The 13,208-nt window shown below is 39.7% G+C and carries 12 protein-coding genes and 1 pseudogene; 11 read left to right on the forward strand and 2 right to left on the reverse strand.

What is annotated here, in order from left to right; genetic code table 11:
• Nucleotides 1-289: 289 nt before the first annotated feature.
• The 5 genes from ACIY14_RS05900 (at nt 290) to ACIY14_RS05920 (ending at nt 4,678) form a co-directional block, all read left to right on the forward strand.
• The gene (locus tag ACIY14_RS05900) at nt 290-1,348 is read left to right on the forward strand and encodes an AAA family ATPase (protein ID WP_409001901.1); all 1,059 of its coding nucleotides are present in this window, start codon (nt 290-292) and stop codon (nt 1,346-1,348) included.
• A gap of 6 nt (nt 1,349-1,354) precedes the next feature.
• Entirely contained in the window at nt 1,355-2,137 is a 783-nt protein-coding gene (pnuC, locus tag ACIY14_RS05905; protein WP_409001902.1) for a nicotinamide riboside transporter PnuC, read from the forward strand.
• Between the two features lies 1 nt (nt 2,138).
• Nucleotides 2,139-2,912: an NUDIX domain-containing protein gene (locus ACIY14_RS05910; RefSeq protein ID WP_409001903.1), complete on the forward strand. Its 774-nt coding sequence runs from the start codon at nt 2,139-2,141 to the stop codon at nt 2,910-2,912.
• A gap of 269 nt (nt 2,913-3,181) precedes the next feature.
• Nucleotides 3,182-3,865: a hypothetical protein gene (locus tag ACIY14_RS05915; protein ID WP_409001904.1), complete on the forward strand. Its 684-nt coding sequence runs from the start codon at nt 3,182-3,184 to the stop codon at nt 3,863-3,865.
• Nucleotides 3,866-3,991: 126 nt separating this feature from the next.
• A complete protein-coding gene (locus ACIY14_RS05920) occupies nt 3,992-4,678 on the forward strand; it encodes a YoaK family protein (RefSeq protein ID WP_000764007.1) in 687 nt (228 codons plus the stop codon).
• A 55-nt stretch (nt 4,679-4,733) separates the two neighbouring features.
• On the opposite strand, the gene dusB is transcribed toward ACIY14_RS05920, so the two are convergent.
• Together dusB and hslO are read right to left on the reverse strand one after the other, a co-directional pair.
• Entirely contained in the window at nt 4,734-5,714 is a 981-nt protein-coding gene (dusB, locus tag ACIY14_RS05925; RefSeq protein WP_409001905.1) for a tRNA dihydrouridine synthase DusB, read from the reverse strand.
• Nucleotides 5,701-6,573, reverse strand: coding sequence for an Hsp33 family molecular chaperone HslO (gene hslO, locus ACIY14_RS05930; RefSeq protein WP_409001906.1), 873 nt, complete (start codon nt 6,571-6,573; stop codon nt 5,701-5,703). The genes dusB and hslO overlap by 14 nt, the downstream gene beginning before the upstream one ends.
• Nucleotides 6,574-6,898: 325 nt before the next feature.
• Here hslO and ACIY14_RS05935 point away from each other — a divergent pair, with 325 nt between their 5' ends.
• The 6 genes and pseudogenes from ACIY14_RS05935 (at nt 6,899) to dltB (ending at nt 13,199) form a co-directional block, all read left to right on the forward strand.
• On the forward strand, nt 6,899-7,762 hold the full coding sequence (locus ACIY14_RS05935; protein ID WP_409001907.1) for a helix-turn-helix domain-containing protein: 864 nt from the start codon (nt 6,899-6,901) through the stop codon (nt 7,760-7,762).
• A gap of 356 nt (nt 7,763-8,118) precedes the next feature.
• Complete coding sequence (locus ACIY14_RS05940; protein ID WP_409001908.1) at nt 8,119-9,696, forward strand: ATP-binding cassette domain-containing protein; 1,578 nt, start codon at nt 8,119-8,121, stop codon at nt 9,694-9,696.
• 9 nt (nt 9,697-9,705) lie between these two features.
• Nucleotides 9,706-10,031 (forward strand): annotated as a pseudogene (locus ACIY14_RS05945) (aquaporin); the annotation flags it as partial.
• A 224-nt stretch (nt 10,032-10,255) separates the two neighbouring features.
• Complete coding sequence (locus ACIY14_RS05950; protein WP_007518064.1) at nt 10,256-10,387, forward strand: teichoic acid D-Ala incorporation-associated protein DltX; 132 nt, start codon at nt 10,256-10,258, stop codon at nt 10,385-10,387.
• A 20-nt stretch (nt 10,388-10,407) separates the two neighbouring features.
• Nucleotides 10,408-11,958 carry a D-alanine--poly(phosphoribitol) ligase subunit DltA gene (gene dltA / locus ACIY14_RS05955; RefSeq protein ID WP_409001910.1) on the forward strand — a complete coding sequence of 517 codons (1,551 nt, stop codon included), beginning with the start codon at nt 10,408-10,410 and terminating at the stop codon, nt 11,956-11,958.
• On the forward strand, nt 11,955-13,199 hold the full coding sequence (gene dltB, locus ACIY14_RS05960; protein WP_409001912.1) for a D-alanyl-lipoteichoic acid biosynthesis protein DltB: 1,245 nt from the start codon (nt 11,955-11,957) through the stop codon (nt 13,197-13,199). Before dltA ends, dltB begins: the two co-directional genes overlap by 4 nt.
• Nucleotides 13,200-13,208 lie beyond the last annotated feature (9 nt).

Consider the following 13,208-nt stretch of genomic DNA (forward strand, 5'->3'; position numbering starts at 1 on the left):
GATTGGTTAACCATTGAAGATTCCAAAGATTTTACTTATAATTGGTATCTAATAATTATAAATCATTTCATATAGAGATGAATCTAAGATATAAAAAGAGAAGGCTAGTGAACCGCAAAAGTTAGAGTTTTTATGTCCAACTTTTGAGGGGCAGTATAAAGATGGCCTTCTCTTTTTTTGAAACCTTTTTATAAAAAATAATAAAAAACTATTGACAAAACAAAAATATAGTATATAATAAAAACATATAAAATAAAAATATCAAAAATTATAAAAAGGCAAAACGTTTATGAAAAAGAAAACAGCAGTCGTATTTGGAACCTTTGCCCCTCTTCATCAGGGTCATATCGATCTAATCCAGCGAGCGAAGCGTCAGTGTGACCAGGTCTGGGTAGTCGTTTCAGGCTACGAAGGAGACCGAGGTGAGCAGGTAGGCTTAACTCTTCAAAAACGATTTCGCTATATCCGAGAAGCTTTTCGTGACGATGAGTTGACCTCTGTCTGTAAGCTGGATGAGACCAACCTTCCCCGTTACCCTATGGGCTGGCAGGAGTGGTTGGACCAGATGTTAGCGGAGATTTCCTACGATGAAAACCAGCAAGAGCTGATCTTCTTTGTAGGAGAAGAAGACTACCAGAAAGAGCTATCTAAACGTGGATTTGAGACTGTCTTGCAAGAAAGAAAATTTGGTATTTCAGCGACTATGATTCGAGAAAATCCAAGCAAATATTGGAAATACATTGCTCAACCCTTCCGTCGTCAGTTTACAAAGAAAGTGTTGATTATGGGAAGTGCCAGCAATGGGAAGACTACTCTAGCCAAGGATTTGGCAAGGTATTACGATGCGCCGGTCAGTCTGGAATACGCGCGTGAGTACCAGATCAAAAACAATGTCCGCGACGATGAATTGACTCCAAAGGATTACTACTATCTCCTTTTAGGGCAGTATGACCAGACCTCAAAGCTAATCGATAGCAATGCCAATCGAGGTCTAGTGATAGCCGATACCAACTCCTTGGTAACCAAGGGCTACTATGACTATTACATGGAGACTGAGGATCAAGGGGACTTATCAGGAGAAACCTTTGACAATCTCTTTGTTTCAATCTTGGCTAAGGAAAAATGGGACTTGATTCTCTTCGTGCAACCTGTCGGTTCCTATGTCAATGACGGATTTAGAGATATGACCATGGCAGAAGACCACATTCGCTACAGTTTTTCCCAGCATTTGGATCAGATGAGGGAGCTATACTTAACGACCATTCCTTTAGTTTATCTAGCGGAGGATTACCTAGGCAATTATGAAGCAGCAAAAGTGGCTATTGATGCCATTTACCAAGCAGATTAGGAGAAAATGGTGAAAACAGTAACTAAAAAAATCACACAATTTATCGAAAACTTTAAAAATGTCCATGCCGAAGCTCGCAAGATTGGTTTTGCAGGAATCATGCGCCTGCTATGGAAAGATCTCTTTGTCGGCCGTAGCCTTTTCCAGTGGTTGTATCTTATCGCCTTATCAAGTGTTCCCTTGATCTTAGAGTTCACGCAAAATACAGAAAGCCATGACTGGCTGAGCTTGTTTGCATCTTGGACTGGGATTGTCTGTGTTATCTTGGTAGCAGAAGGGCGTGCAAGCAATTATCTCTTTGGGGCTATTAACTCGGCTATCTACTTGATCTTGGCCATGAATGCGACTTTTTATGGAGAAGTCTTGACGACTGTTTACTTCTTTGTCATGCAGCCGATTGGTCTCTATGCTTGGTTGTCCAATCGTATCAATGAACAGGAAAAACCAGAAGAATCCCACTTTGAAGCTAAGAAATTATCTGTGATTGACTGGCTCAAGTACTTAGCCTTGACTGCCATTATCTGGATTGGTATGGGCTTGGCTTATCAAAGTATCAATAGCGCTCGCCCTTTCCGTGATAGTGTTACTGATGCGACCAATGGTGTTGGTCAGCTCTTGATGACACGTCTCTACCGTGAGCAATGGATTTTCTGGATTGCAACCAATCTCTTTAGTATTTATCTCTGGTGGGGTGAAAATATCCACATTCAAGGGATGTACTGGGTTTACACACTCAACAGTCTAGTGGGATGGTACCAATGGACTAAGGCAGTTCGAAAGGAGGCATAAGATGGCAGATACGATGATTCCAGCCGGGATGACGGAAAAAGAATATTATGAAATCCATGCCAGTCAGGAGGAGTTTTTAGACTGGTACTACAGGCAGGAACTCCCTCAATATGAAAAACCAAGTGTGACAGTAGATATGGTGGCTTACTGCTTTGTCGAAGGAAAGATCAAGCTCTTACTGATCCGTCGCAAGGCCCACCCTTATCAAAACTGTTTGGCTCTGGTTGGAGGCTTTATGGATAAGGGAGAGGATGCTGCGCATGCCTGTCAACGCGAGGTGAGAGAAGAAGTCAATCTCGATCTACCTTTGGAAAAAATCGAGCAATTGATGACCGTATCGACCCCCGGTCGTGATCCACGGGGCTGGACGGTGACCATTGCCCACTTGGTGTACCTACCTAGTCGTGCCTTAGACCTCGTTCAGGCTGGAGACGATGCCAAGGATGTCGTTTTCGTAGATGTGGATTTCCAGACAGGCAAATGCTTCCTAGAGGGAGTCGAGTTGGACGAGCAAGCCTTCGCCTTTGATCATTATGCCATTATCCAAGAATCCATCAAACGAATCCAAGGGCGACTTGACTGGAATCCGACCTTCCTTTATCTGCTGGAGGAAGAGTTTACTGTCTATGAAGGAACCGAACTGGTCAATCTCATCAACCCAGGTCGGTCCATCGTCAGCAATAACTTTCTCGTAAAATACGGCGAATATGTAGAAGAAGTCGGGCTCAAACGAGTGCCTAAAAAGAAACCAAGAAAAACCTATCGATTGAAATAAAGAGGTCGGGACCAAAATCCCGACCTCTTTATTTATTATCATTTTTTATGAATGACTATCTTTCTTAGAATTACACAAGAGCGATGCAAAAAATAGGACTCTAATCTAAGAAATTTTCTATTTTTTCGTTTCAATTACGAATTGAAATAGTGGAGGGAACAATTTTTAAAATAGCTTCTCTAAATAGTTGACAGATTCAAGGTCCAATGTTACAATTATATTACAAAAAGATTTCTTAATATTTCAAAAAAGTTACAAAGGAGTGAAAAATGAAAAAGGAAACCCATATCAAATTGATGGCAGCGACTGTATTGGCTTCTACCTTGCTACTGGGAGCTTGTGGAAATAAAAACGAAACCACTCAAACCAGTAGCTCTGCAAAGACAAGTCAATCATCAAGCTCTAAAGCGGCTTCTTCTAGCAAAGAAAGCAAGACTCAAAAATCTTCAAGCTCAGCTTCATCTGAAAAAGCTCAATCATCTTCTAGTCAGTCTTCTACAACGGCAGAACAGTCACAAGCGGCACCTGCACCTGAATCAAGACAAGAACAAGCAGCCCCTAGTCAACCAGCCCCATCTCAGGCTCCTTCAACTCAACAGGCTTCTCAAGCCCAGTCTAACCAGTCAAGCTATGACCCGACAACTGACCGCCAACTTCAAGACAAGCAAGCAGAATACAACAAACGCTACAAGGGAGTTTTAACCATGGTGGATGGTGACTTCTCAGCCGCAGCGGGCAACTGGAAGGGAGCAAATGGCGAAACCATTACGGTTTCATCAGGGGGACAATTCACAGTAGAAACTGCAGATGGAAAGAAAGAAAACTATTCTATCAGAGGCTACTCTTACACTCTTGATGATGGTAAGTATAATGCCAAAATCGGTGGAGGAAAAATCATCCAAATTACAACAGGTGCGGATGGTAAAGTTTCAAGCGTTGCCTTGATTCAATAATAAAATTTGGTGCCTTAACTTTTACTAGAAATCGTGCTGTAAAAGAGTGAGCCAACTGTTTTTCACTTAGTTTCTCCAAGAGAAAGTGGTATAATAAAAAAATCAAAGGAAAACGAGTGATAGTACATGGCGGATAAATTAATCTTACCTCAAAACACACGATTGATGGGAGTATTTCTTGGGTTTGTAGGTGGTTCTTTGGATGTGTTTTGCCATATTCAATACCATAGTTTGGTAGCGACACAGACAGGGAATATTCTCCTATTGATATCTGATTGGCACGACTCAAATGTCATCAATACGATGCTACGATTCTGCTCAATTATTTTCTTTTCTCTAGGATTTCTGTTTGCATTGCACATGAAAGAATACCGCAAAACGGCCTACTGGCGGGTTAAGATGCTGCTCCCTTTATTTATTGGAACTCTCATTCTACCTTTCTTTTCACGATTTCCTCTATTAGAAGTTCCTTTCATCGCTTTTGGAACAGGAATGATGATGCTAACATTTACGGGCAGTTTGATTGAAGATCATCCCTATGTCATTTTTATGACGTCTGGAAATTACCGAAAGATGCTGACCGCTTTGTATCGCATTGCTAGAAGAGACGGAAATATCCAAGAATATCGTCGTCAGGCCTTAAATTATGGGATTGTTGTGGGAAGTTTCATAGTGGGCGCAATCAGCTTGGCTGTATTGATGCATTTTCTTCATGAATGGTCTATATGGATTGTCAGCCTCAATTTGTTTTTGATTATGTCCTATTATATAGCTAGAGTGAAGCAATTAGATTTACAAGATGAAAATATATAAAAACGGCAAGACTCATTTTTGAGCTTTGCCGTTTTTGTGAGTTGTAGATGTGAGACTATGCTTTGTCTAATTGCAAGAGGGCTTCAATCTCTGCAAGAGTGCTAGCTTGTGAAATGGCTCCACGAAGTTTAGCAGCGCCAGATGTTCCCCGGAGGTAGTGAGGAGCGAGGCCGCGGAATTCACGGACTGCAATTTTTTCTCCTTTGAGGCTAATCAAGCGTTTTAAGTGTTCGTAGGCGATTTTCATCTTATCTTCAAAGGTCAAATCAGGAAGGATTTCTCCTGTTTCAAAGTAATGATTGATTTGATTGAAGAGGTAGGGATTTCCCATGGCTGCGCGGCCAATCATAACTGCGTCAGCACCAACTTCTTCGATGCGTTGTTTAGCGTCTTGAACCGTACGGATGTCACCGTTGGCGATAAATGGAATCTTGGTCAAAGCTTGAGCGACCTTGTGAAGGGTCTCAAGGTCAGCGTGACCAGTATACATTTGCTCACGGGTACGACCGTGCATAGCAAGGGCAGAGACACCAGCAGCCTCAGCGGCGAGAGCATTTTCTACTGCCAGAGATGGGTCAGCCCAGCCGGTACGCATTTTGACAGTAAGGGGGATATCAAGGACAGACTGGACTTTGTTGATGATAGAGTAGATTTTGTCTGGATCCTTGAGCCACATAGCGCCAGCTTCGTTCTTCACAATTTTGTTAACTGGGCAGCCCATGTTGATATCGACGATATCGGTCTTGGTGTTTTCTTGGATGAATTCTGCTGCGCGTGCTAGGCTGTCTTCATCGCTACCAAAAAGTTGGATAGAGACAGGGTTTTCGCCTTCATCGATATGAAGCATGTGCAGGGTTTTTTCGTTGTTGTATTGGATTCCCTTGTCAGAGACCATTTCCATGACAACGAGTCCAGCTCCGAGCTCTTTTGCGATGGTACGAAAGGCTGAGTTGGTCACGCCAGCCATAGGCGCTAAAACGGTACGATTGGGAATCTCAACATTGCCAATCATAAAAGGTGTATTAAGATTTGTCACGAATGAGTTCCTCCAGGTCGTTTTCATCAAAGTTGTAAGTTGTTCGGCAGAATTGACAAGTGATTTCTGCCCCGTGGTCTTCCTCTTTCATTTCTTCAAGGTCTGAATTTGGAAGGCTGGCAAGAGCGTTCATAAAACGGTCTTTGCTGCAGTCGCATTGGAAACGAATTTCTTCTTCAGATAGGCGTTTGTAGGATTCGTCACCGTAGATGGCCTTGAGGAGAGATTCGATATGGTCTTCGCTTTCCAGAAGTGTTGAGATAGCTGGCATTTCTTGGATGCGTTTTTCAAAGCGAGCAATCTCTTCTTCCTTGGCTCCTGGCAAAACTTGGAGAAGAAAACCACCGGCAACTTCGACCTTGTCGTCTTTGTCTAAAAGAACATTGAGGCCAACTGCTGAAGGGGTTTGTTGGCTTTCTGTCAGGTAGTATGCCAAGTCTTCACCGATTTCCCCAGAGATGAGAGGAGTCATGGAGTTGTAAGGATTTCCAGTACCGTAGTCTGTGATAACGAGAAATTGACCATTTCCGATAAAAGGACCGACAAGGACTTCACCCGTTGCAGTCTTTTTGATGTCAACACCAGGGTTTTGAACGTAGCCTTTGACATTTCCCTTGGTATCTGCGACAGTGATGATGGCACCGAGAGAGCTCGTTCCAAGAACTTTTACAGTAATCTTGGTATCTCCTTTTTCATTGGCTGCGAGAATCTGGCTAGCGATAAGGGTGCGACCAAGTGCAACAGTTGAACTGGCCTGAGTTTGATGTTTTTCTTGAGCAGTGCGGACGGTTTCTGTACTGTCAAGGACAAAAGCACGAAAGGCTCCGCTTTCTGATATAGTTTTAATAATCTTATCCATACCTTCTATTTTAGCATAAAAATGCCCAAAGGGGGAGCCGTGTGTTTGCTGTTTCTGGGGAATAATAACGAGGAAATCGGCCTTGAATTCAAAAGCAACTATTTTTGAAAGGGCTTGAGATGGGAAGCACAGGCTCTTTTTCATTGAGCATAACTTCTTAGTGCTAGCCAACAACGATAATAATAATTCCTTCAAAGAGTAGGAACAATAAAGGCAGTAGTTTTTGATTTTTCATGTGAAATACCTCATTTTTATTTTTTTCTATTTTATGCTAAAATGTTAAAAATCAAAAATTATTCCCATATATGCTTATTGGAGGTGTATAATGAAAAAATTTGGAGAAATTTTTAAAATGTTTCGAGAATCTAGAGGATTACGACTAAAAGATGTTGCAAAGGCTGGTATATCAGTGTCCCAGCTATCTCGATTTGAAAAAGGAGAGACAGATTTAACCATTTCAAAATTTATGGCTATTTTAGATGAAATTAACATGCCTATTGATGAATTTATGTATGCTGTTCATGATTTTCATCGTGATGAACTGAACGAACTCTTATCAAAGGTTAGGCATTGTGTATCAAATCACGATGTTGATGGGTTGAAAAAATTACTTTATTCTCAGATGGAGTCAGATTCTAAACAGGGGAAATTTCATAAGCTTAATATCATTTTATTAAAAATTCGTTTACAAGATCTATCGGGAGAAGCTTATTATTCTAGTGATGAATTAGCGTATCTAACCGATTATCTCTTTAGTATAGAATATTGGGGATACTATGAATTATTAATTTTTTCAAATACTCTAGATGTCCTAAAACATGATGTTTTCATGGTTTTGGCTAGAGAGATGTCTAGACGTTCAGACTTTTATAAAGAAATTCCTAATAACAGAAGATTGATTTCATCTATGTTATTAAACGGCTACATTACATGTATTGAAAGAGGAAAATTTCTTGATGCTTTGTATTTTGAAAAGCAACTAAACCAATGCTTTTTCACTGAAACTGAAATTTATGAGCGATTGGTATTCCAGTATGCCCAATATCTATATCGCTATAAAAAAGAGACGGATTGCAAAGCAATTATTGAAATGAGGAAGTGTATTGGAGCAATGAAATTAGCGGGAAGTAACCACTTAGCAAAGACTTATGAAAGGCACTTAGAAAAAATTTTAGCAAGTAAAAAGTAATACGCAGATATGGGAAAGGAAGTATCTCGAAATAATATTTTGGTAGAATTATCTTTAGAAATTTCAATTACGGTTGTTTTATCAGTTCATTGTATTTGAGCGATAGGATTTTTCGAAGTTGTCTCCATAATTATGAATTTTGAGGTATTTAATATGCAAGTTCTATCTCCATATATTTTAAGAAAGAAAAGTGAAACAGGAGAATTATTTTTCAATAGTAACATAATCATTCTTAATAAACAGCAGCATATATAGGTTAATTAAATTATTGTATAGTCTCAGTTGGAGTTAATTTGTTTATAACTTTTAGACCGAGGCTTTTATATCTATTCGCTTTCTTTTAGATAGGCATATTTATGAAATTTCTAAAATATATTAAAACTAATATTTTTATCTATTTTTTAATAGGAGTACTTTTGAATAGCGGGATGGCTTTAATAAAGCCATTGTTATTGGATAAGCTATTGAATATTCGTGAAGAGCAACTTACAATTGGTACAATTTCATACTTTGTTTTATATGGCCTGTGTCTGCACCTATTTTTTTATAGCACAATGCTGCTAGCAAATTTTGTCAGTAATAATCTGCAGCGTCATCTGCAAATTCGTTTAAAAGATCAGCTTATTAGGAAACTATTTTTGAAAGAAAACGTTGTATATGATGAAAAAGTTTCAATTGTTACACAAGATATGGAACTGCTCTATAATCGCTTCTTTTTACCCTTGGATATGATAGTTGGAAGAGTTTTTATACTTTGTACAACGATTATTTTTATTTTGGTGCAAAATTTTTGGCTTGGTCTTGTTTTTATCGTATTCTCTGTTCTTCGACCATTACCTCAATGGATAATGAATAATCGTTTAATGAAAAGTGGTGCAAATTTTTCGGAAATGCAAAAAGCTTTTCATCTATCTGTAGGAGATTTTTTTAAGGGAGCAGATACGATATATTTTTATGGCGCTAGTAAAGAAAACTTTGCTGAGATGAGAAAAAACAACGAGTGTTACGAGAATGCTCGTTGGAAAAATGAATGGACTAGCAATGTCGTTTATTTTTTCAATGGTCCTTTAGAATTCCTTAGTCAGGTACTACCTCTTGCACTTGGCCTTTTATTACAAAAGAGTGGAATAGAGTTAACAACAGCTAGTTTGGTCTCTATGTACATAGCTACAATGAATCTTAGCGGACCTATTCAAAGAATTATGTATAGCATATCTGATATACAGCGATCGCAAACAGTGAAAGAAAAAATATTTTCATTATTGGAAGAATCTTGTTTAGAAACATCATATCCGACAGTCAAATCTTTAGCTGAGCTAGTTTTGGAGGGCGTTTCAAAACAGTTTGGAGAGCAAGTGCTCTTTTACGATTTGTCACTTAGATTAACTAAGCCAAGTAAAGTTTTAATAAAGGGAGCTAGTGGTACCGGAAAGTCAACTCTTCTACAATTGGTAGCAGGAAAGATAAGTCCGAATAGTGGTAGAATTATCGTACGTGATAAAACAGGCCGAGAATTTACTCATTATCAGGGGAATGTCGCTTATATTTCTCAGAATCCATTTTTCAGACATGGGACAATCCGAGAAAATTTAACATTAGGACAGGAGATTTCAGATAAAGAATTACTCTGTTGCCTAGAACAAGTTGGCTTAACGAATGAAATCACCAATATTTTAGATTATCAACTGATAAATAATGGAGAAAACATTTCAGGTGGACAACGTTTACGACTTGAATTAGTTCGCTGTCTGCTTCGAAAAAAAGACATTGTGTTGGCGGATGAGGTTACATCATTCTTAGACAAGGATAATGCATATCAAGTGCGCCAATTACTTTTGCAGTTGCCCATCATTTTGATTGAAGTTGCTCATCATATTGATTCAGAAACGGTTTATAATCAAGTAATTGATTTGGGAAAATATAGAATAAAATAAATAGACTTGTTCGGCAACCCACCAGCCATCAAGAACACAGTATCTAATTTGATTAGTGAAATCCTTGGAATTTTTGTTCGGGTGTTGACAATCTTTGCTTTGGGACTCTATGACCTTCAGTTGCAGTAGGAACTTTGACTGTTGGCATCGGGCTTTCACTAGGTGGGACAACTGGTTATGCCTTGAACCCAGCTCGTGACCTTGGACCTCATATCATGCACAGCATCTTGCCGATTCCAAATAAGGGAGACGGAGACTGGTCTTATTCTTGGATGCCTATTATGGGACCTATCTTCAGCGCGGCCTTAGCAGTCCTTGTGTTTTCACTAGTCTAAGATAAAAGAGCAATTTGCAACAGAGTTTGAGATGGAATTCTCAGGCTCTTTTTTGATGGTAAAAACATTAACATTTTAATTTATCTTAAAATAACCTAAAACGAACTTTTAAGTTATGGTAAACAGTTGAAAAAAAGGTTGATAAAGTGGTAAAATGTTAGGAAGATAAGTTACTAATAGTGCGTATTTGTAGTCGATAGGAATGATATATTAATGGATAGCTTATGAAAAAACAACGAAACCTACATGTATTTTTAGGCCGGACGGCCCTATATTTTGTAATCTTACTTGGCTTGCTTTATTTTTTTAGTTATCTTGGGCAGGGACAAGGTGGCTTTATTTATAATGAGTTCTAGTTTAAAGGAGAAAAAGAACTGTGTCTAATAAACCGATAAAAGATATGATTGAAACGATTGAGCACTTTGCTCAAACACAGCCAACATATCCTGTCTACAATGTTTTAGGTCAAGAGCATACTTATGGCAATCTGAAGGCTGATTCAGATAGTTTAGCTGCAGCTATCGATCGACTTGACTTGCCTGAGAAATCTCCAGTCGTCGTTTTTGGTGGTCAGGAATATGAGATGTTGGCTACCTTTGTAGCGCTGACTAAGTCGGGTCATGCCTACATTCCAATTGACAGCCATTCAGCCTTGGAACGAGTTTCGGCTATCGTAGAAGTTGCAGAGCCAAGTTTGATTATTGCCATCTCAGATTTTCCATTGGAGCAAGTCTCTACGCCAATGATGACTTTAGCTCAGGTTCAAGAAGCCTTTGCTCAAGGGGATAGCTATGAGATGACGCATTCAGTCAAGGGAGATGATAATTACTACATCATCTTTACTTCTGGTACGACCGGTAAGCCAAAGGGAGTGCAGATTTCCCATGACAATCTCCTCAGTTTTACCAACTGGATGATTACAGATAAGGAGTTTGCGACACCAAGTCGTCCACAAATGCTGGCTCAGCCCCCTTATTCTTTTGACCTATCTGTTATGTACTGGGCGCCAACCTTGGCACTAGGTGGTACGCTTTTCGCTCTTCCTTCAGCCATTACTCAGGACTTCAAAAAACTCTTTGCGACGATTTTTTCATTGCCAATGGCTATCTGGACATCAACGCCTTCCTTTGCAGATATGGCCATGTTGTCAGAAGACTTCAATAGCGAGAAAATGCCAGGAATCACGCATTTCTACTTTGATGGTGAAGAATTGACGGTCAAAACAGCTCAAAAACTGCGCGAACGTTTCCCAAATGCTCGTATTATCAATGCCTACGGTCCGACAGAAGCTACAGTAGCCCTATCGGCAGTGGCAATTACAGATGAGATGCTAGAAACTATGAAACGCCTGCCAATCGGCTATACCAAGGCGGATTCTCCGACCTTTATCCTTGATGAGGAAGGTCAGAAAGTTCCCAATGGTGAACAGGGAGAAATCATCATTTCTGGACCAGCTGTTTCAAAAGGCTATATGAACAATCCTGAAAAAACAGCAGAAGCCTTTTTTGAGTTCGAAGGTCTTCCAGCCTACCACACAGGAGATGTGGGAACTATGACAGATGAGGGCTTGCTTCTCTACGGTGGACGGATGGACTTCCAGATTAAGTTTAATGGTTATCGTATTGAGCTTGAAGATGTCTCTCAAAACCTCAACAAGTCTCGCTATATCGAGTCGGCTGTTGCTGTCCCACGTTATAACAAGGACCATAAGGTACAGAATCTACTGGCCTATGTGATCCTAAAGGATGGCGTCCGTCAGCAATTTGAACGCGATATCGATATTACCAAGGCTATCAAGGAAGACCTAGCAGATATCATGATGTCTTATATGATGCCGTCTAAGTTTCTTTATCGAGATAGTTTGCCGCTAACGCCTAATGGTAAAATTGATATCAAGGGCTTGATTAACGAGGTAAACAGTAGATGATGGAGCTTTATAAACAGCTACCTCATTTGGAACCTTATGGTGATCTTCAGTACTTTTTATACGTAATTGTTGCGACTTTACCTATCTTCATCGGTCTTTTTTTCAAGAAACGTTTTGCCTGGTATGAGGTGCTCGTTAGTCTCTTCTTTATCGTCACCATGTTGGTCGGTGGAAAGACGAATCAAATAAGCGCTCTTATCCTTTATGTTATCTGGCAAGTACTTCTTGTATCTTTCTACAAAAGGTACAGGAAAAAGCGGGATAGTAAATGGATATTTTACCTAGTTAGCTTTTTATCCCTATTGCCAATCGTCTTTGTGAAAGTATCTCCTGCTATTCATGGCTCTCAACCTTTGTTTGGATTTTTAGGGATTTCTTACTTGACCTTTCGTGCATTTGGGGTTATCGTTGAGTTAAGAGACGGTGTCATTAAGGATTTAACGGTCTGGCAATTCTTACGTTTTCTTCTCTTTATGCCGACTTTCTCCAGTGGTCCCATTGATCGTTTTAAACGCTTCAATGAAAATTATGAGACCATTCCTGAACGGGATGAGTTGATGGACATGCTAGAAGAGGCTGTCAAGTATATCATGCTTGGCTTCCTCTACAAGTTTATCTTGGCCCATATTCTAGGAGAGATTTTGCTACCTCCTTTAAAGAACTTAGCCTTGCAGACAGGTGGTTTCTTTAACCATTATGCTCTTGCAGTTATGTATACCTTTGGTCTGGAGCTCTTCTTTGACTTTGCGGGCTACTCTATGTTTGCCTTAGCCATTTCAAACTTGATGGGTATTCATAGTCCTATCAACTTTAACAAACCCTTTTTGTCAAGGGATTTAAAAGAGTTTTGGAATCGCTGGCACATGAGTCTGTCTTTCTGGTTCCGTGACTTTGTCTTTATGCGGATGGTCATGGTGTTGACCAGAAAGAAGGTCTTTAAAAATCGCAATGTCACTTCAAGTGTAGCCTATATTCTCAATATGCTGATTATGGGATTTTGGCATGGTGTGACCTGGTACTATATCGCCTATGGACTTTTCCATGGGATTGGGCTAGTCATCAATGACGCTTGGGTTCGTAAGAAAAAAGCGCTCAATAAAGAACGGAAAAAAGCTGGAAAGGGTTCCTTACCTGAGAATCGCTGGATTCAGTTGCTTGGCATGGTTGTCACCTTCCATGTCGTGATGGTTTCATTCTTAATCTTTTCTGGATTTTTGAATGATTTATGGTTTAAAAAATAAAAGGATATA

Origin of the sequence: Streptococcus sp. ST16, assembly GCF_046098135.1 — a bacterium.
Lineage (GTDB): Bacteria > Bacillota > Bacilli > Lactobacillales > Streptococcaceae > Streptococcus.